This window comes from Spongiibacter sp. C9W (assembly GCF_057370015.1).
The window spans coordinates 1,314,036-1,334,824 of sequence record NZ_CM170672.1; the positions used below are offsets into that span (position 1 = coordinate 1,314,036).

Annotated in this window: 10 protein-coding genes; 2 read left to right on the plus strand and 8 right to left on the minus strand. The window is 56.8% G+C overall.

Features of this window, described 5'->3' with window-relative positions:
- The 8 genes from AC2Q8J_RS06340 to AC2Q8J_RS06375 form a co-directional block, all read right to left on the minus strand.
- Positions 1-4,056 carry an amino acid adenylation domain-containing protein gene (locus AC2Q8J_RS06340; protein WP_486452423.1) on the minus strand — a complete coding sequence of 1,352 codons (4,056 nt, stop codon included), beginning with the start codon at positions 4,054-4,056 and terminating at the stop codon, positions 1-3.
- Positions 4,057-4,525: 469 nt separating this feature from the next.
- On the minus strand, positions 4,526-5,521 hold the full coding sequence (locus tag AC2Q8J_RS06345; protein ID WP_204995270.1) for a sulfotransferase: 996 nt from the start codon (positions 5,519-5,521) through the stop codon (positions 4,526-4,528).
- A gap of 168 nt (positions 5,522-5,689) precedes the next feature.
- On the minus strand, positions 5,690-7,153 hold the full coding sequence (locus AC2Q8J_RS06350) for a M20 family peptidase (protein ID WP_486452424.1): 1,464 nt from the start codon (positions 7,151-7,153) through the stop codon (positions 5,690-5,692).
- 105 nt (positions 7,154-7,258) lie between these two features.
- Positions 7,259-9,778, minus strand: a complete 2,520-nt coding sequence (locus AC2Q8J_RS06355) for a TonB-dependent receptor (protein ID WP_486452425.1) — start codon at positions 9,776-9,778, stop codon at positions 7,259-7,261.
- A gap of 83 nt (positions 9,779-9,861) precedes the next feature.
- Complete coding sequence (locus tag AC2Q8J_RS06360; RefSeq protein ID WP_486452426.1) at positions 9,862-11,997, minus strand: molybdopterin oxidoreductase family protein; 2,136 nt, start codon at positions 11,995-11,997, stop codon at positions 9,862-9,864.
- 97 nt (positions 11,998-12,094) lie between these two features.
- Complete coding sequence (locus AC2Q8J_RS06365; protein ID WP_486452427.1) at positions 12,095-14,476, minus strand: beta-glucosidase; 2,382 nt, start codon at positions 14,474-14,476, stop codon at positions 12,095-12,097.
- Positions 14,473-16,749 carry a hypothetical protein gene (locus AC2Q8J_RS06370; protein ID WP_486452428.1) on the minus strand — a complete coding sequence of 759 codons (2,277 nt, stop codon included), beginning with the start codon at positions 16,747-16,749 and terminating at the stop codon, positions 14,473-14,475. The genes AC2Q8J_RS06365 and AC2Q8J_RS06370 overlap by 4 nt, the downstream gene beginning before the upstream one ends.
- A gap of 87 nt (positions 16,750-16,836) precedes the next feature.
- Positions 16,837-17,571, minus strand: a complete 735-nt coding sequence (locus AC2Q8J_RS06375; RefSeq protein ID WP_486452429.1) for an SDR family oxidoreductase — start codon at positions 17,569-17,571, stop codon at positions 16,837-16,839.
- Between the two features lie 58 nt (positions 17,572-17,629).
- Here AC2Q8J_RS06375 and AC2Q8J_RS06380 point away from each other — a divergent pair, with 58 nt between their 5' ends.
- Together AC2Q8J_RS06380 and AC2Q8J_RS06385 are read left to right on the plus strand one after the other, a co-directional pair.
- Positions 17,630-18,442, plus strand: a complete 813-nt coding sequence (locus tag AC2Q8J_RS06380) for a queuosine precursor transporter (RefSeq protein ID WP_486452430.1) — start codon at positions 17,630-17,632, stop codon at positions 18,440-18,442.
- Between the two features lie 149 nt (positions 18,443-18,591).
- Complete coding sequence (locus AC2Q8J_RS06385) at positions 18,592-20,781, plus strand: peptidase M19 (protein WP_424142472.1); 2,190 nt, start codon at positions 18,592-18,594, stop codon at positions 20,779-20,781.
- The last annotated feature ends 8 nt before the right edge of the window (positions 20,782-20,789 follow it).

The following is a 20,789-nucleotide window of genomic DNA, read 5'->3' on the forward strand; positions in this document are numbered from 1 at the left end:
TCAACCTGCCAGCGCGCGCGCAACGAAGGGTCCGATTACTGCCAGCGGTTCCGCGTCCAGCATTTGCTGGTGATGGCATTCCACCGGATAAATATTGAGACCCGCGACGGCGTCCTGCCAGGCATCGGGGCGGTGGTGCAGCTCCTGTGACGTGGCCGTTTGCACCGCTTGGAAAAAGTGCAACTCCACATCTACAGGCCGCGGCTGGAAGTTCTGCAGCAGCTGCAGGTTATTGCTAATCACCGCACTGACATCGTCAATTAAGGCGCTTTGTTTACCCTGCAACTGTTTGACAAATTCTAGGTTAAGCACGTCGTATTCCCGGCACAGGAGTTCACTCAGCTCCTCCATGGTATCGGGCAGCTCGCCCTCTACCGCGATGTCGAGAAATTCCAAGATGCTGCGCACCTGACCGACCTTGTCGTCACGCTGCTGCGACACGAAGGGGTAGGAATCCAAAGCGCCAAGGAAGCTCACTGACTCGTCCAGCTCACGCAGCTGACGCGCCATTTCCTGAGCGATAACGCCGCCCATCGACCAGCCCAATATACGGTAGGGGCCCTGTGGCTGGCGGTCCCGCATCAATGCAATATAGTCTGTGGCAATTTCCTCGATGCTCGCAGGAAGCTCCTGCCCGCCAGAGAGGCCACGCGACTGAATGCCAAACAAGGCCGTTCCGTCAGGCAGGTATTGATTTAGCCCCGCAAAGCCCCAGCTCAGGCCGAGTACTGGGTGAATACAAAATAGCGCGTCACCCTCGCCACGCGCGGCTAAAGGATTGAGGGCTTGCACGCCTGCCAGGGGATCTATTTGATCACCGCGCTCCAGCTGCTCCGCCAATTCAGCGATCGTCGTCGCCTCAAAGATGGCCGCGAGGGGTACGTCTTTCCCCACGACATCACGCAGACGCGAGACCATGCGCGCCGCGGTAATCGAGTCAGCGCCGAGGTCGAAAAAGCTATCATGGATACCGATACGCGGCAGTTTGAAGATCTCACACCACAGCTCTGCCAGCTGCGTTTCCAACGCGTTACGCGGCGCCGTGTATTCGCTAACAAGTTGCCACTGAGGCTCCGGCAAGGCTTTGCGGTCCAGCTTGCCATTCACATTCAGCGGAAAATCATCCAGCACCTGATAGTGAGAGGGCAGCATGTATTCCGGGAGACTGCGCTCGATCTGCTGGCGCAGTGTGGCGGCCTCCAACGCGGTGTGCTGGGCATCGAAGCCCTCCTCACCAAGCAGGAACGCCACCAGCTTTGGCACGCCAGCGGGGTCGTTACGCAGCACCACTGCCGCACGACGCACACCCTGACAGCGGATCAACTGCGATTCAATTTCTTCAGTCTCAACACGAAAGCCGCGAATTTTAATCTGGAAGTCGTTGCGCCCCAGGTATTCCAGTGCGCCGTCATCACGCCAGCGCGCAAGGTCGCCGGTTTTATACAACAAGCCCTCACCGTGGGGATTGGCAATAAAACGTTCGGCGGTTAAGTCGGGACGTTTGTAGTACCCCAGCGCGAGACCCTCTCCGCCAATATACAATTCCCCGGCAGCGCCATTTGGCAACAACTGAAGATCGTCACCCAGCACATAGACCTGCGTATTCCAGATTGGACGGCCAATGGCCGGCGTGCCGCCCTCCAGCTTGTCCAGGGTCATCATCGTGGACCAAATCGTTGTCTCTGTCGGGCCGTATAAGTTGATAATCGGCGCTCCCAGCTTACGCATTTTGCGCGCCAGCTCCATCGGCAGCGCCTCACCGCCCACCAGCGGTTGAACACCCGTAAAGGCCTCGGCATTATCTTCAAGCAGCGCCTGCCAGTGCGAAGGCGTCGCTTGAATATGCGTGATCGCCTGCTCATTCACCAGCGCGGCCAGCGCCGCCGGGTCTCTGGCGATGTCGCGGGTAGCGACATGGACTTGAGCACCGGCAAGCAGTGGCAAAAACATCTCTAGCACAGCAATATCAAACGAAACGGTCGTTAGCGCCAACATCCGCTGCTCGGGCTGAAGTGCCAAGGCATCCTGCATGGCCAGCAAAAAATTCATCAAGCTGCGATGGCCAATCACCACGCCCTTGGGGCGCCCCGTCGAACCGGAGGTGTAAATGATGTACGCCGGGCTGTTCGCGCCAATATCAGCAAGGGGCACATCGTCGCCGGAAAAGGCGTTTAAGTTGAGCTCTTCCCACAGCAGCGTTTGTATTTCACAGTCAGGCAACTTTTCGGCGGTCTCAACGCTGCTGAGCAGCAAGCTGGGCTTGGCGTCGTCCAATATCATGGCTAGGCGCTCAGCGGGGGTTTCCGGGTCCAGCGGTAAATACGCCGCTCCGCACTTCATAATCGCCAACAGCGTCATCGGCATTGCCGCGGTGCGCGGCAGGGACACGGCCACCAACTTACCCGGCCCCACGCCCAATACATTCAATGCCCGGGCCAATTGATTGACCTGTTGCCCGAACGCTGAATAACTCAGCGTTTGCCCGGCGTCAGATACCGCGGCGTGGCTTGGGAAAGCGGCGACACTTTTGTCAAACAACGCTGGCAAGTGGCTGTCCGGCAACGGCTGCTTGGTATCGTTCCAGGCCTGCAGCTGCAGGTGCCGCTCCTGCTCGGAGAGCAGGTCAAAGTCACCGATCGCGCCCTCAGGGGCGGCAATCATCGCTTCGATTAATCGCGCCAATCGATCGCGGTGCTCATCGAGCTCTCGCTGACTGTAAAGCGCGGGGTTAGCGTCAATCACCACATTCATGCCCTGCTTGGCACCGCGATCAAACACAAACACTGTCATGTCTTCTACGGTGCCATTCGACAGGTTGTGTGCACTGCACTCGTGGCCACCGAAGCCCAGGTCGTAATCAAAGGGTTCAATATTCACCCCCATCCAGGAGATCTGCTGCCCCTGTGCAAGCAGGCCGAGATCACGCCGCAGCTCCTCATAGCGATACTGCTGGTGGCGAAGCGCATTCCTTACGGTTTTCGCTGTTTGCCCAAGCAGGTCAACAAGGCTGGCATCGTCGGCCATCGCCAGGCGAATCGCCACGGCGTTAGCCATCATTGCCGGAATGCTGCGCAGCGTGCGGTTTGCTCGTGCCGTAACCGGCATACCGAAGACCAAGTCCTGCTGCCCCGTCATGCGGTAGGTGTAAACCGCGAGCATGGCAATTAATAACTGCGGTACTGAGCCGCCATATTGCTGGGCGATGTCGCGAATTTTCGCAGAGTGCTCTAGCGACAGGGTAATACCGCTGCGCCGCAGGCCACCACTGCGCTGGGCATTGCGACGCGACAGCGAAATTGCATCGGGCAAGCCACTCAGTTGCTGCTTCCAGTAATCTCGGTCGCGCTCAAAACGTGCAGATTCGCGATAGAGCTTTTCCTGCTCCAACTGGGTTACCAAGGGTAAAAATGGCGACTCACCTGGCTCCTCGCCACTGAGCAGCGCATTATAAATTTCCGCCATTCGGCGCGCGATCAGACCGCCACCAAAACCGTCAATGGTGATGTGGTGGCAGCGGTGGTACCAAAAAAACCGTTCATCCTCGACCTTGATTAGCGCGCTGAACCACAGTGCATCGTCTGCGAGGTCTGCGGGGCGGCGCAACTCATCGTTCATCCACCGCAATGCACGCTGCTCGGCGTCGGCATGGCTACTGAAGTCGACAACCGGCAACTCTCCCATATAGGCCTCTGCCACCAATTGGCGAGGTCCATCGGCGGTTTCAATAATCTGTACTCGCGTTGACTCCGCCTCTTGGGTCAAGATGGAAGTCGCCCGGAGAAATACCGCGGCATCAATATGGCCGCGGATATCGACATACTCGGCAAGTTTATATACCGCATCGGCGGGGCCGATCTTTTCGCCCATCCACATACCGCGCTGCGCTGTTGCAATTGGCAGCAGTTGGGGAACCTGCGTCAGAGGCCTGACGGGTGAGGCTGGCAACTCAAGTGCGCCGCCTGTGGCAACTTTACCCCGGCTTATATGCAGCTCGGCTTCAAGGTCCTTTCTCAGGTACGGGTCTCGCGAATTTTGCGAGCGGGGTAACTTTTCCATCTTCTTCGTCTCTCTGGCTAGGTATCGCACTAAACAGGAAACCTACCGACGAATCGGAAGCAGCCCCTGCTTAATTTTTTCATTTTTATTTCGGCTGTTAAGCAGCCGCATTTTTATATGTGTAAATCGCTAAGACACACAGAGATGATAAGGACATCACTAAACGACCAGCGTGACTTAAGTCACACCTAAGAACATGGGGATAAGAATTTTTACTTATATTTCAATACCTTGCATCACACCGAGACACGAGTGTGACATAGTCAATTCGCGCCTAATGTGTCATAGTGTTTTTTTGAGCAATAAAACACTTGCCATACAGTCGCTTACAAATAGCTATAGGGGTTTATGCGTATATGAGTAAATAACGCCCTGCCGATGGCGCATATTTTTTGTCAATGAGGGGAAATATCTGCGGGAGAATAAGGCCTGTTTCCAGGCCTTGAGGGAATGACGGGGGCCCCCCTTATCAAGCGGCGCCCAGTTCTCGCTCCACTAACCTATCCAGATGCTCGGCGTAATCGCGCAAAACCGGATTAACGGGCCGCCCGGCAGTGACCGCTCGCATACTTTCAGCGCTGGCGCTGCGCGACACGGCCAGTAACGGCGCTAGACTCGCCATCACGGCGTCGGGGCTCTCTCGCAACGCTGAATAATCCACCTCGACCGTCTGGTCGCTCGGCATTGCCGCCAACTCGCGGCGGTAGGCCGCCACTTGCTTGGCCACCGTTCGCGCCAGCAGCGGCCTTGCCAGGCGGGCAATGGCACGGCGGCCAATCAGCTTGCGTAGTCCCCGCAGTCCGAGCCATACGATATAACCGGCGCGATAACTACGGCGCCCGTCACCACGATCCAACAGCATTTCAAGATAGTGTTGAGGCCCCTCTAAATAGGAAAGCAGCGCGTTTAGCATGCTATTGAGCACCGCGATAGGCTCACGGCTGATGTAAATAAACCTCGCCTCGGGGAATCGCTCCGCCATCCAGCGCGCATTGCCGGTGTCCCAGGGGTTCTTAAGCAAGACCGCCTCACTACCGGCATGCACGGTCAACAGCTTTCGGCACATTTCCTCAAAAAACGCGGCGCTGTGCTCGTTGAGCTTAAAACTGCCGAAGCGGCGTCTGAGCAAGTAGCCGTACTCTTCAACTTCCTCGGCGGAAACGGGCACCGAGTCGATATTACGGTCTTTAATCCCGAGCGCGGCGAAGCAGGCATTCAAGCGCTGTGCATCTTGTTTCGCACCGCCCTGCTGATGGTTGCGAAGCAGACGGTCATAGTAAAAAAAATCGTAAAGGGTTAACTGTGCCAGAGGAAAGGCCCTCGCCACACTGTCGTAGAGAAAGGTAGTGCCGGAACGGTGCAAGCCCATAATAAAAATTGGCTTCACCTTTTTCTCAGCAAGATCAGCTTTCAGTGGCGCATCTTCATCGCGCACTGGGAAATGGGGGTCAACGGGATAACGCATGTGGAGTCTCTCGGGCTATTAAACAGCGCTGTTTCACGCTTTGGGCGGCAATGTATAAGAATAGCGGTAAGAAAATCCAAGAACGGATAGACGTTTTTGGGCGCCAACAACAAAAAGCGGGCTTTTTTACCCGCTATAACACACAGAAATAGTGGCGAGAAGCAGCTCTTATAATTCAGCGCTGCGGCGAAGAAGGTGATAGTAAATACGAACCGCCTCAACATAACTGGCAATAGAGACGCGCTCATCGGTACCGTGAATACCCTTCATTTCTTTCGGGCCAACCTCTACTCCGATAAAACGATAACTGTTTTCCGACACCTCCTCGAAATGTCGCGCATCAGTCGCCGCCACCACTAATCGCGGTGCGACTATGGTGCCTGGGCTCACTTGTCGGACGAGATCGGCAAGTACGTTGAAGCCTGCCGAGTCGGGTGAGGCCACCGCAGAGGGGTTGTTCCCGAAGCCGCCGTAGGTCTCAATGCGAATGCGAGGGTCATCAATGATCTCCGCCACCTTCTGCTGCACACCGTCAATCGTATCGCCCGGCAGAATGCGGAAGTTCACCACCGCATAGGCAACAATCGGCAGAACATTGTCCCGCACACTACCCTGCAACATGGTAACGGCCGTTGTTGTGCGCATCCCAGCGTTGATCGGCGCTTGACTGCTCAGTACTTTTTCCAGAAGCGGCTCAAACAACCAGTTATTCGCAAACAGCAAGCGTTGGTAAAAAGGTACGCTGTCACCCAAATAACGAATAAAGTCCACCGTATATTGCATATCAGCAGGTAGCGGATTGGCTTCAAGGCGCGCCACTGCCGCCGCAACAACGCCTGCCGCACTTTGCTGAGGCGGCACGGAGGAGTGGCCACCGCCACCGTCGGCACTGAGTTTCAAACTGACATAGCCCTTTTCCGCCGGGCCGATCAATGCGACGCGCTCCGCGACACCGGGTAGCATGTCCTTGGCGATCACCCCGCCTTCATCTAGTAAGAAGGCCAGCGACTCGCCACGCTCAGCCAACAGTGCCGCCATGGCTTGCGCGCCCTTACCACCCACCTCTTCGTCGTGACCAAACCCCAAATAAACCGTGCGCGGCGGAACAAAACCCTCTTCAAGCAAACGCTCGGTGGCTTCTAAAATACCGATCACACTGGCTTTGTCGTCGATTGCTCCCCGCCCCCAAATGTAACCATCGGCGATGGTCCCCGCGAAGGGAGGATAGCTCCACTGATCTTCGGTACCCGGTATCACGGGTACCACGTCTTGGTGGGCGATCAGCATAATGGGTTTTAACGCTTCACTGCTTCCCGACCAGCGAAACAGCAAGGTACCGCCGGGCAGGCGCTGGTGGGGAATTTGTGCAAACACCTTGGGGAAGCGCTGTTTTAAATAGGCCTGAAAGTCTTCAAATGCCTGCTGGTCTACGGCATCAGCATCGATATTCGAAATGGTGGGAAAACGCAGCGCTCCGGCAAGCCCCGCTGCCAACTCCGCCTCTGACCAATCAACGTCAGCCAAGATTTCGCTCGCCTCAAATTGTGGTGGCGCGAATTGCAGTGTGCGAATTACCAGCACCGCTGTCAGTAGCAGCACTGCACCAAGCAACATGCCAAATATACGCTTCATAGTTCCTCGTCCATTTCTCGTAGCCGGCTGTCGGCCGCGTCCATCTTTACCAACGCAAATGCCCGTAAATGCCCTAACCATCCACGGGCCTGGCAGCATTACAGTTTATTGAAATTGGTAGCTAAACTCTACGCCCACCTCTCGCGGCGTTCCGGGAACGCGATTGGCAACCCCGATCACGCTGGTTACTGCGATCCCGCCAACAAAGTATGGGTCATCTTTTAGGTTATTCACGTAGGCCGACACGCCCATCTGTTCATTGATCTGCCAACGCGCCCTGGCATTGAAAAGCTCGTACTGGCCGATGGTCGAGCTCGCGTAGTCACCGCTGAGGTAATCCGTACCGATGAATATTTCATCGGAATAGTAGTACTGCAGCTGTGGAATAATCAGACCAATCGGCGAGTGCCAATCATATTGCACGACAACGCCGCGAACATTTTGCGGCACCTGGGGAAAGGCCTCGCCGCTGCGGTCAACAATCGCAAAACCATCAGCGGTATTGGTACCCAGGTCATAGTCAATAAAGTCGCCGTCGGTATACCCGGCATTGGCATTGATGGTGAAATCACCCAGCAGGGCGGTAATCTCAAATTCAAACCCGTCGACCACGGCCTCGCCCGCATTGCCGGTAAACTGCACCACTTCTGTTTGAGTGGTGCCGCGCTCATAAAGCGCGACCTGTAGATCGGTATAATCCATCTGGAACACCGCTACATTGAAACGCAGGCGGCTATCCAAGGCGTCTAATTTAAAACCAATCTCTTTGTTGACGACAATCTCAGGCTCAAACTGCTTGATCGACGAATCGGTCTGCGTCGAGCGCACATCCAAACCACCCGACTTAAAGCCCTTGCTCACGGTGGCATAAGCGATAAAGCTGTCGAGATTCAAGGACTCAAGCAGTTCATCATCAGCCAGGTAATTGAGCGTGACCGCTGGCGTAAATTCCGAGAAGCGCGTATCACCGCGCAGCGGCGCCGCATACAGCAGAGGAACCGAGGGCGCCTCATAGGCAAAATACTGCGTCAGCGGTACCGGCGAAAAAATACCGTCCATCACATGGGTGACAGGCAGCAATATCGCGGGGTTGCTGCCGATCTGGGCATTGAGCCGACTCGCGTATTCATCGTAGTCCGGCGTGCCTTGAATTTGCACCGTACTGCGCTCTTCTTCGGTATAGCGCAAACCCAATGTCAGCTGCAGGGTCTCGGTCATATCCCATGTTCCCTGCGCAAACACTGCCGCAGTGGTGTTTTCGTAGTCGGCCAAGGCAACGGCGTTGGCCTGCACGGGCAACACCAGGGTATTGGGAAGCGGAATGCCCAGATCAACCGCAGCGCCCGGCCCTACCGCCACCAAGCCGTTGTCGCCCACCTCGGTGCCATCAATGCTATTGTCCAAACTCTCCTCGGCGTAGAACACACCAAAGGTGTAGTTCAAGGTATCGTCCCAGGCGGTGCCGTTGAATTTCACCTCCTGACTGAATTGCTCACGCACGGCATCGCCGACCGATGGATCATCAGAGCCATTGAGTACCTGATAACCGGCATCCGGGCCAACCGCCACTGCACGAATCGCCGTGCCATCAGAGTCGCCACTAATTCGGATATTGTCCTGCATCGCGTAGCTGGTAATGCTCTCTACATCTATTCCCGCAACCGAGCCGCGCAAGGTGAGTGCCAGCATATGGTTGTCGATCGCATAGACCGCATCCTCCGCGGTTTGACTGACCTTAAAGGTTTTCGCTAATTCAGAGCTCTCGTTACAGGCGGCCTGTAAATCCGAACCATCAGCCCCTCGGTAAATGCCCTGCGCAAGAATGGCACTGCTGTTTTGAAAAACGCAGTTGTAGGGTGAACCGCGCTCATCGATACGACTTAAAAAGCCGAAGACGTCGACTTCGAACTCATCGTTGACATACCAAATCAGCCGCGATGACACCGCCATGCGGTCCTGGTCAAACAGCGCATAGTCAGCGGCGACATTATCGATTGAGCCATCGCTGCGCTTGGCATTCACCGCGACACGCATAGCGATGCTGTCGCTGAGCGGTAGGTTGGCATCGAGCTTGGCACTTTTCTGCCCGTAATTCCCCGCGCCAAGTTTTGCGCCAAATTCAAAGCCGTCGGTAAACGGTTTTTTCGAATCAACCAGTATGGCGCCACCAATATTGTTCTTGCCGAACAGCGTGCCCTGAGGGCCGCGCAATACCTGTATCGACGCCACATCAACCGCATCGAGCAGCTGGGCATCAGAGCGCGGCACGTAGACGCCGTTCAAGTACATGCCCACCCCCGGGTCCAGCACGGGATTACCCGAGCGCTGGCCAATGCCGCGAATAAAGACCGCCGGCGCTTTGTAGTTAGTCTGCGAGAACTGCAGACTGGGCGCCAGTGTTTCCACGTCTTCAATATCGCTGATACCCATTTGCTCAAGCATATCCGAGCCCAACGCCGATACCGCCAGCGGGGTATCCTGCAAGCTCTCTTCGCGCCGCCGAGCGGTGACCACCACCTCTTCCAGCATGGCGCGATTTTCAGTTTGCGCAAAACTCGGCGCGACGCACAACGTCGATAGCGCAGACATCGCCAGCGGGAACAACACAGCTTTGTTCGTTTTCATTTACAGCTCTCCAGCATTCCATGGAACATGGTTATCTTTTTTTATTATTGGCAAACCCTGCGTGGCAAATCCCGTGCCATCGCCTATGCAACCGCTTCTACGTTCACCGGCACACCGTTCAGTGCCGCATTTCCCGACAGGCTGTCAATAAACTGCTCGTCAGTGAGGTCGTTAACACTCACCCCAGCATTGGCCTCTGCGCGGCGCCAGGCCGTGCCACTGCGGTGGTGGCCCCAACCGTGTGGAATGCTCACCACACCGGGCATCACCTCGTCGCTGACTGATGCCGGTAACTCAACACTGCCAACCCTCGAACTGACTCGCACGGTGTCATCGTCGGCAATATTCAAGCGCCGGGCATCATCGGGGTGAACCAATACCGTGCAGCGCGACTTCCCTTTCACTAAGCGCTGGCTGTTATGCAACCAAGAATTATTGCTGCGCACATCCCGGCGGCCGATAAGTAAGAATGCTGCCGCGCGCTGTTGCTCGAAGAAGCGTTGCTCAACACGGGGCAGGTCAGCCAGGAAAAACGCCGCGCTCAAGTGAATACGCTTATCTTTATGATAAAGCCCCTTCGGCAGCTGCTGCTGCAACGGCCCCAGATCAATACCGTGTGGCGCGGATTTCAGTTTAGACAGCGTCAATCCCTTAAAGGGATGCAAACCTGCACCGTAGGGACCCCGGCGCAATAGGAAGGCCAACAGGCCGCTTGGCCCGAGGCGTTGTTCAACGCGGCGGCTCAGCCGTTCCTTCATCGAGCGAGGCGGTGCGAGGCGGTCCCGCAGGCCCAACAAAATTTGCCAATCGTGGCGGGCTTCAGCACCGGGAGGGAATAATGCTGGCGCGTAGCGAACATTGTTGCGCACCGCCAACAGATTGAAAATCACATCGAAATGCTCGCGCTCAAGCGGGCTGACCGGCGGCAAAATAAAATCGGCATGGCGGCTACTTTCATTCAGATAGAAGTCTACCGACACCAGTAAGTCCAAGCTGGCAAAGGCCTTATCTAACTGGTCGCCATTGGGCGTAGACAGTACGGGGTTTCCCGCGATCAGCACCATGCCTTTAATCTGGCCTTCACCGGGGGTGGTAATTTCCTCTGCCAGCGTGGAGACCGGCAGCTCGCCATTAAATTCTGGTAGCTGGCGAACCCGGCTGTGAAAGCGCCCCATGTTTCCGCGCCCGGTCTGAGGCAAAATGTCGGCTGCGGGCGTGGTGAACATCAAGCCGCCGGGGCTATCGAGCGTACCGGTAAGCACGTTGAACAGCATAATCAAGTACTGACACAGCGCGCCAAACTCCTGCACCGACACGCCCATGCGCCCATACAACACCGGCGCCTCGGCCGCACAAAACTCGTCGACCAGTCTGCGAATATCAGCGGCACTGATGCCAATATGTTCCGCCACCCGCTCGGGAGTGTAGGCATCAAAATGCGGTTTGAGCGCCACTGGGTCGCTATCGAGCAAACTGCGATAGTGACCGGACGTCACCTGCGCTGAGGCAAACAAGTGATTCAACATCGCCAAGAGCAGCAGTACATCGCTACCGGGGCGGATAAAGTGATGCTCATTAGCCAGCTCTGCCGTTTGACTTCGCCGCGGGTCAATCACCACCACTTTGCCGCGCTGCCTTACCTGCTTTAACCGACCGCGCACGTCCGCCACACTCATAATGCTGCCGTTCGACGCCAGCGGGTTACCGCCCATAATGACAAAATAATCACTGCGATCGATGTCGGGAACAGGGATGCGCAATTGATGCCCGAACAGTTTCCAGGCGACCATATGGTGGGGCAGTTGGTCTACCGACGTCGCCGAAAATTTATTGCGCGTTTTTAGCGCGCGCAAAAAACCGCCGTTGAGCAGGGTTCCACCCAGATTATGCACATTTGGGTTGCCCAAATAGACCCCAAGTGCATCCTTCCCATGCTCCTCTTGGAGACTGCGCATACGCTCGGCAACGTTATCCAGCGCCTCCTCCCACTCCAGCTCATGCCACTGGCCATCGCGCTTTTCCATTGGCTTGCGCAGGCGATCGGGATCCTCATACAGGTCTTTTAGAGCCAGCGCTTTGGGGCAGATATGGCCGCGACTAAAAGGGTCGTTTTCATCCCCTTTTATCGCGATAATCTGCTCCTCTTCCAGCGTTATCGCCACACCGCACATGGCTTCACAGAGGTTGCAGGTTCGACAAAACGTACCGGATCGCGGCATAACAGGCCTCTCTTGCACACGCTTATTATTATCTGCGCGCCATCGCGCACAATGTATTCACTGCATACACTCTAGCAGCAAGCGCCGTAAACTGCACTCACAGGCCACCCAGCGATAGCTGCTGTTGCATAACACGGTCGCGAGAGGACCAGCCCAGCGCGAATTGGTAGTCACCGGCCGCCATGGCCCAGTCTTTGGCGCTGTCATCCCAATAGCTCAAATCCCGTGAGCTAAGCTGATAGCGCAGGCTTGCTGACTCGCCCGGTGCCAACCAATGCTTGGAGAAGTCTTTTAGCGCCCACGGCGGCTGTTCAATACCAGCAGCCGGGCTTGGCAGGCCAACATATAGCTGCGGCACCACCCAACCGGCGCGGTCGCCGATATTGCTCGCCCGCGCCGTTACCACGACCCCACCCTCGTCGCGGATAACTCGCAAGTCCGTCAACGAATACTCGCTATATGACAAACCGTAGCCGAAGGGGTAGGCGGGCTCACGCGATTGCTGATCAAACCAACGATAGCCGATAAAAACGCCTTCACTATGCTCCGCTTGATTGGCAAGGCCCGGGTAGCGCCGAGGGTCTCCGGCAACAGGGTTGTCCAGCTCCTCCTCCGGAAAGCTCAGCGGCAGGCGGCCGCCCGGGTCGGTATCGCCAAACAGCAGCCGGGCAATGGCACTACCGCCCTCCTGCCCTGGGTACCAGACCTGCAATAGCGCGTTAACCTGCTCGCGCCACGGCGTGAGCACCGCCCCCGAATTTTGTAACACCACCACGGAATCGCGATTCGCGGCCGCCACCGCAGTGATTAATGCATCCTGGTTGTCGTGAGACACCGGCAGCAACGGCGCGCCTAACAGCAGCGGCGCAAACAGTTGATCAAGTACCTCGCGTATTGGCGAACTGGCAAATACCGGGTCTGTCAGCTGATCCAATAAGGTGGGGGCTCCCCCTTGGAGGTTGTTTAGCAATAGGGAGTCAGGCGCATCGGCGAGTGTGCAGTCGAGTGCCAAACAAAAACGATCGCTGCCCTCGGTTGCCAAATTGCTGGCAAACACCAATGCGACATCTGCCTCGGCGGCGCCCGCTACTGCGGCAGCGATATCACCGCCATCATAGTACGAAACTTCTACATCTTCGCCCGCCCGTTCCGTTACCGCCTCGAGTGGCGTTTTAAAACGAAATGGCGTCACGAAAGAGGAACCACCGCCGCTCGGGCGCGTTTGCGCCGACGCGCCGATCACCGCGATGCGGCGAACATCGTCGTTCAACGGCAACACCCCTTCGTTGCGCAGCAGCACCGCCCCTTGCTCGGCAACATCTTGCGCCAATACCGCATGGGCAGCCTGGTCGATATTGTCGTCGTTGCGCTGATAACGGGGGCGGTCAAAAAAACCGACGCTGAACAAGCGCCGAAATATCTGGGTAAGATTGTCGTTCAGAACCTGCTCAGGCACCGCGCCAGACTGCACAGCCGCCTGCAACAAAGGCTGGGAGAAAAATACGCCGTAGGGCATTTCGATCATGGGCGAGGCATTTGCGGTTTGCACCGTATCTTTCTGGGCAAAGAAGTAATCGGTGACTAAAAAGCCGTCAAAACCCCATTCATCGCGTAATACGCTTTTCAACAAGTACTCTGAAGAACACGCTGGAGCACCGTTCACGTAGTTATAGGCGCACATTACCGAAGCAACATTCGCTTCCTTCACCGCGGCTTCGTAGGGCGGCATATACAACTCGCGCATACTGCGCTCATCCACCACCGCATTCACTACCGAGCGGCCACCCACCACCGCAGCGACGGGCGGCACACTAACGATGCCTTCCTGGGTGTTCATCAAATAGTGTTTGATATTGGCCATTACGCCCTGGGCTTGGCTGCCTTTTACCCACTCGACAACCATTCGTGTTGCCAGCAGGGGGTCCTCGCCAAAGGTTTCGAAGCTGCGCCCCGCCAGCGGGTTGCGCACTACATCGGCCACCGGCGCATGCACGAGATCATTACCCTTGTTACGCACTTCATTGGCGATCGCTGCACCGGTTTCATGCGCCAGCGCCGGGTTAAAACTTGCCGCCAAGGCCAGTGGTATCGGCATCGCCGTGGCCGGACTTCCGCGCACGCCAACCGGGCCGTCGCTCATTCTCAGCGGCGGGATGCCCAAGGCATCGATACCATTAACGATGCCGACATAGGGGTCGCCACTGGCCGAGGCCTGGGGATCATCGCCCGCGAGGTAATCGATTTTTTGCTCTAGGCTCATTGCAGACACCAACAATTCCGCGCGCTGCGCGGCTGATAGCGAGGCGTCACACCACGGTCGTTCACTAAGCTCGCCGCAATGTTGGCTTATTGGGTCTGGCGTTATTGTTTCAGAGGGTGAAGAACTGCCCCCGCAAGCGACTAACAGCGCGCTCACAGCGGCGAGAATTACTAGCCCGTTAACGGGGAAGCCACACTTACTGGGAACACCACGCTTCATGGGAACACCACCTGGCTGTCGCCCGCTGGCATACTCAATACAAGCTCGCCGTTACGCACCTGCCAGCGACTGCCCTCAACCTCAACGCTCTGACCATCATCCAGACCGGTGAGGCGAAGCTGGTAGGAACTATCGCTACTGAGCACCAGACGTTTATCGTCGCGCTCAGCAATACCGGCCTCGCGTAAATTGATCGTTAGCGCTGCCACTTGAACCAGGCTGGCCCGCAGCTCTCCGGTCGTCGCCTCTGCACTCCCTCGCTGCCACAACTGACTGTCGCGCACGGCTGGGCTCAAGGTCGTCGCATCGGGAAAAATCAACTCGCCTACGCTGGGCTCCAGCGAAATACTTGGCTCGGGTAAGGCGCCGGACTGGGCGCGAATTTCGGCAAACTCGGCACCTGCAACGGCCTCAAGTTCTTCCAACCACCACGCCCCAGTAGGCCCGATGCCCCAATCGGCATTCACCTTATCTGGCTCCCAGCGATAAACCAGCTCACCGGGAGCAGCGCGACGCTGACCCTCTGATGCCTGCCAGTCCACCATCCACTGTGCGGCTTTTTCAAAGGCAGAGTAGCCGGCATCTTTCAGGGTCCAGACAATATGGTCCTCCACTAAGTAGTGGTCGAAGACATAGCGATAGCCGAAGTCGCGCATGCCGTCTGCCGTGGCGCGCGCATCCGGAAAGGGCACAAGTTGGTCAAAGGTGCCGTGGGCCTGGTAGTACCCGTTCCATTTCAGGTTCTCCATCAACTCCGGCCCTTTGGGCTCGACGCAGCCGTTATTATCCAGCGAGCACGGCAACAGATTAGCGTTGGCATGGGAGCCGGCAAGGATCACCCCACCGAAAAACACCTCGGGGTATTTCACCATAAGATTGATCGAGCCAATCGCGCCCATCGAGTAGCCGGTGGTAAACACGGCTTCGCTGTCGATATTGAAATGCGCCGCCACATCGCGCCACACCTCCCAGAAATCCAGCTCTGCGGCGGCCTCATAGTAACCGGCTGAACCGCGGCCCAGCGGCGTGACACACACCGACTGGCGAAGATTTTCGCAGGCCGCTAACAAGTAGTTCGGGACGCTGGCACTGTATTGGTTGTGGTTCTGCGTAAAGCTGTGCAGCAACCAGGTAAACAGGCTCGGCGACTCAGAAGATGGCGAGTAACTGCTGGGAATATAAATCCCGTAGGGCTGAACAGCATCGTAGTAACCGGGGTCGGCAACCACCCCCGCCTCGCTGCGATCAACACCCGCCGCGAAGTTGCCATCCCCGAGCTCGGTACCCGCTACCGAGGACAGATACCAGCGATTACTGTAGCCATAGCGCAGCGGCTCGGGCTCCGTCTCGCCCATTCGCGCCCAGTCAATTTGCTGGGAAAAGGCGGAAACATCGCCCGTGTTCAGCGCCGTCGACTGACTTTCATCAAACCAGAAATTAAATAACGCCGGCTCATCGTCGTAGTCGCGAAAAGCCAGGTTAAATACCGGCGGCTGATGAGGTAGGCTGCGAAAGCCCGCGTTATCGTTAAGGAAGCCACCTTCGCCATTGTTGATGCCCGAGGCAACGTACAGCGTCCACGGCTGATCCGTCGCCAAGCTGCTCTGCGGCAGCGCCGCAATAAACGATCGCGATGCCATATCCACAGTGACCGGCGCCACAAACTGCGGGCCACTGCCATCTTTATAATCAATAAAGGCCCCATTCGCCGATAACATCAGTAGGGCATCGACCCCGGGGCTGCGCAGGCCTGCAATACCCGGCCACTCGTCGCTGCCCCCTTCCTGGTTGTCGATGGCAAAGGCCGCCACCGGCACGCTGTGGTCAATGAGCGTTTGCCAATCTACCCGGAAAAATAATTCGCCATTTTTTCGTCCCAGCGCGACAACGAATAAATCGGCGCCGTTACCCGCCATGTTTGCCGCAGGGTAATGCAGGCTGCCGCCGGTGGGCGTGCCAATGCGATAGAACGGCACATTGGGGCCCTTGGCACCATTGGCGTCGTAAATAAAGTCGGTCCAGTAATAGGCGCCGTGGGCATAGCGGCCCGTGCCGGACGTTCGCGGCGCGCCCTCTTCAAAGGGCCAGCTTGCCGGCGGCTGAAGCTGGGGTATGTCCCCAAACGCCGCCGCGGGCGCGCCACTGGGCACGGCACCACGAGTCAGGGCTGTGTCTAACGCTGACGAGACTGTATTTGATGATGAGGAAGACTGCCCACCGCAAGCAGTTAGGCCGAATAGCAGTGCAGCAAGCACCGACGACTGAGCGCGCATACGCAAAACCTTTTGTCACATTATTGTTATCAATGCGATCTTACGCTGCTCAGCCTGCCGCCAGCAAAACCCAAATGGATGAGTCGCTTAGCTGCTGATATGTCCCTGTTGCGGTCGCAGCACAATGTCCTCGGTAACGACATTGCGATCCATCGCGTAGAGGTGCCAGAACGCGCGCGCAACATCTTCAGCTGGCATCAGGGCCTGCTCGGCGATACCGCTATTTTCCCACGACGGCGACCATGTTGGTCCCGGCGAAACGCTGCATACACGAATGTTTTTACCGCGTACCTCTTCACGCAAGGCCTTGGCAAACCCCAGTACGCCATGTTTGGCTGCACAGTATGCGGACACGCCAGCGTAGCCTTCCAGCCCAGCGGTAGAGGCCATATTAAAAATATCACCGCTTTCCCGCTCCAGCATGGCCGGCAAAAATTGGCGACACATCAAAAAGACACTGCGTAAATTACTGGCGATAATCCGGTCAAAGTCCTCTACGGCCATGTCCGCTACCGGCTCTCCGTGCCAGCTGCCCGCATTATTTATCAGCACATCGACGGCGCCCATATCGCGTTGTAGCTGCTGGCCAAGACGCTGCACAGCCGCCGCATCGCTCACGTCACAGGGGTAGATTTCAACCCGTGCGGAACCGCTACACTGCGCGGCAACCTGTTTCAGTTTATCGGCATTGCGCGCCACTAATGCCAACCGCATAGCGGGGTTCTGGCGGCTAAACTCCCGGGCAATTGCTGCGCCTATACCCTGGGAGGCACCGCTTATCAGCAGCACTGGCGACTTGTTCTCAGAAACGCTTCCTGTCATGTTATTTCCTGTTTGGCAGTCCTGCCGAGCGCATTTGCCCCCAAGCAGCAGGCCACGAATGATCGACAATATTGTTAATAACAAAGCTATCAAACTCTTCATCTTAATGGCGGGCTTTTTTGTCGCCAATGCATTAATTGCTGAGTTTATTGGCGTTAAGATTTTCTCGCTGGAGCACAGCCTGGGGATTGAACCACTGTCGCTGAGCCTGTTCGGCGTCGAAAACCTCTCCTTCAATTTAACCGCCGGGGTGCTGCTGTGGCCCTTTGTGTTTGTACTCACCGACCTGATCAACGAATACTACGGGCAGCGCGGCGTGAAGCTGCTCTCCTACCTCACCGTCGGCCTGATTCTATACGCCTTTGCAATGTTCTACGTGGGCATTGAGCTCAGCCCTGCCGACTTTTGGCCCCAGTCTCATATCAGCCCCGCACTACCCAGCGCGGAGCAGCAGGCAATTGCCAGCAAGGTCTCCGATTATGACTACGCCTACCGGCTGGTTTTCGGCCAAGGGCTGTGGATTATTATTGGCTCATTGGTGGCATTTCTTATCGGCCAAATTATCGACGTCGCGGTATTTCACCGTATCAAAGCCAGTACCGGCGAGCGCTTGATCTGGCTACGCGCGACGGGCTCCACGCTAGTTAGCCAGTTTATCGACAGCTTTGTTGTGTTGTTTGTTGCCTTTTACCTCGGCGCCGATTGGGGACTATCGCTGGTGCTCGCCATTGGTGTCGTGAACTACCTTTACAAATTTACCATGGCCATCGCGCTCACCCCGGTAATTTACGCGGCGCACTACGCCATCGACCGCTACCTGGGTGAGCCCCTTGCCACAGAAATGAAAATCGCCGCACAGCGACAAAATTAAACCGCAAACTTTAAATTACTGTTAGATAGATGACAGTGACAACATACTATTGCACACTAGGGTATCGACGAGTTCTTATTGCTTAGAATTTGTCCACTGCGATCGCAGTGCACCAGGAAGGCAAAACCATCACAACCCGGGTAATACGTATGAACGCCAAGCTCTCTATCACGCTTCTCGCCGCCGTGCTGCTCGCCGCATGTGGCGGCTCAAGCTCATCATCGAGTAACAACAATAACAACACCAGCCAACGCGGTATTCCCGAAACCCGCTTTGCCATGGCCAACGGCTGCTACTCTCTGCAATCCAATGCGACCAAGCAATACGCCGCTCTCAGCGACAGCACCTTGCGCATGGACAGCGCGAAAACCAGCGCCGAACGCTTCTATATGAGACCGGCAACTCTCGGCAAATACTTGCTCTATACCAGCGACGAGCGCTTTATTACTGCCAGCGGCGGCAATATCACCGCCGCGACGGAGCCCAGCGACGATGCGATTTGGACCATTGAGCGCGATGCCAGCGCCAAAACCTTTAGCCTGCAAAGCCACAGCGGACAAACACTGAGCGTTGCTGCCGATGGCGCGCTAAGCACAGGCGACGCCGGCGGCGCAGCCAGCCAATTCCTGTTTGCCCCCACAGCAGGCTGCAGTAGCTATCCGGAAATGCCCACCTCTGTGGCTGGCGAAACCTTCAAAGGTCGCGGTATTGACCAACCCGCCATCGGCTTTGCCGACATCCACAATCACATGGGCATGAGCAGCGAGCTGTCCTACGCCGGTGACGTTGGCCCCTCTGCTGGCGGCGTGCTCTACGGGGAGGCCTTCCATCGCTTTGGCGTTACTCACGCACTCGAAGACTGCGAAGAACTCCACGGCCCCAACGGTATTCGCGGTCCCGACCTCATCCTGGAAACCGGCGCATCGCCCAACCATGAAACGCAGGGCTGGCCGACCTTTGTCGACTGGCCGCGCAACAAGTCCCTGTCTCATACCGTGCTGTATTACCGCTGGGTGGAGCGCGCCTGGCTGGCCGGATTGCGTTTGATGGTCAACCACGGCACCAATATTGCTGGTTTGTGCACCGTGGGCTCTATTTATTCACTGACGCCCGATGCCGACTGCAACGATATGAGCATCGCCATCAAACAAATCAAATACATGTATGAAATTCAGGACTACGTCGACGCTCAGCACGGCGGCCCTGGTAAAGGGTGGTACCGCATAGTCACCAGCCCCCAGCAGGCACGCGAGGTCATTAACGAGGGTAAGTTAGCAGTGGTACTGGGAATGGAGGCCGCACAGGTCTTCGACTGCGGCATGACCATGATCGCGGGCAATATCGAAATTCCCAAGTGTGATGAAGCACAGATCGACGCCAAGCTACAGGAGCTGTGGGATCTTGGCGTGCGCCATCTCTACGCCTACCACGACATCGACACAGCGCTGGGCGGCACCGGCCTGTTCAGCGACATTATGAACTTCCTCAATTTGTTGGATACCGGCTCTTTCTGGAAAACCTCTGAGTGCCGCGACTACCCCAGCGAAGAACCCACCGTGCGCGATCCCGGCCTCGCCATTGCAACCGCGCTGCCCGGCAGCGGCAATGACCCGCTATCCAGCATGGTGCTCGATATCACCGGCGGCGCATTGCCAATCTACCCCGAGGGACTGCGCTGCAATGCCCGCACAGTAACCGAGCTGGGTAACTATGCGCTCAACGCAATGATGGATCGCGGCATGGTGATGGATATCGACCACGCCGCCTACCACAGCAAGGATATTATGCTCGACCTTGCGGAACAGCGTACGCCCGCCTACCCGATGGTATCGTCACACGACGCCCACGGCGGCCTGACCAGTGATCAGGCAGCGCGCATCCTTAAAAATGGCGGCGTAATCTACCCCTACAAGGGCAATGGTGTTAAGCACAAAGAGTTTATGGAAAAGCTGAAATTCTGGCGCGAAAAAGCCGGTGTTAGCGACTCCCTGATGGCACTGGGTTATGGCGCTGACGGCAACGGCTTTGGCGGCCACGCCGGACCACGCGGTGGCGACTCCGAACCAGTGCAATATCCCTTTGTGCTGTTCCAGGGTGACGACTGGGGGCCACAGTTCCAAGGCGCCGAGCCCGTCACCGTGCAAATGCTGACCATTCCCGAAAGCGGCAAGTACTGGCACATCGATGAAGTGGGCATGGCCCATTACGGCCTTGTTGCCGACTACGTTGAAGAGGTCCGACTCGAGGGCGGTCAAGAAGCTATCGATGCCCTGTTCAACTCGGCAGAGGCCTATCTGCAAACCTGGGAGCGCTCATACAATCCGCGCAATGCGCAGTAGGCTGCCAC

What these genes read in the sequence shown, in the direction of transcription:
- AC2Q8J_RS06385 (WP_424142472.1), top strand. Translation starts at nt 18,592, where the DNA reads ATGAACGCCAAGCTCTCTATCACGCTTCTCGCCGCCGTGCTGCTCGCC.
- AC2Q8J_RS06360 (WP_486452426.1), bottom strand. Translation starts at nt 11,997, where the DNA reads ATGCCGCGATCCGGTACGTTTTGTCGAACCTGCAACCTCTGTGAAGCC.
- AC2Q8J_RS06375 (WP_486452429.1), bottom strand. Translation starts at nt 17,571, where the DNA reads ATGACAGGAAGCGTTTCTGAGAACAAGTCGCCAGTGCTGCTGATAAGC.
- AC2Q8J_RS06350 (WP_486452424.1), bottom strand. Translation starts at nt 7,153, where the DNA reads ATGAAGCGTATATTTGGCATGTTGCTTGGTGCAGTGCTGCTACTGACA.
- AC2Q8J_RS06365 (WP_486452427.1), bottom strand. Translation starts at nt 14,476, where the DNA reads ATGAAGCGTGGTGTTCCCAGTAAGTGTGGCTTCCCCGTTAACGGGCTA.
- AC2Q8J_RS06370 (WP_486452428.1), bottom strand. Translation starts at nt 16,749, where the DNA reads ATGCGCGCTCAGTCGTCGGTGCTTGCTGCACTGCTATTCGGCCTAACT.
- AC2Q8J_RS06380 (WP_486452430.1), top strand. Translation starts at nt 17,630, where the DNA reads ATGATCGACAATATTGTTAATAACAAAGCTATCAAACTCTTCATCTTA.
- AC2Q8J_RS06355 (WP_486452425.1), bottom strand. Translation starts at nt 9,778, where the DNA reads ATGAAAACGAACAAAGCTGTGTTGTTCCCGCTGGCGATGTCTGCGCTA.
- AC2Q8J_RS06340 (WP_486452423.1), bottom strand. Translation starts at nt 4,056, where the DNA reads ATGGAAAAGTTACCCCGCTCGCAAAATTCGCGAGACCCGTACCTGAGA.
- AC2Q8J_RS06345 (WP_204995270.1), bottom strand. Translation starts at nt 5,521, where the DNA reads ATGCGTTATCCCGTTGACCCCCATTTCCCAGTGCGCGATGAAGATGCG.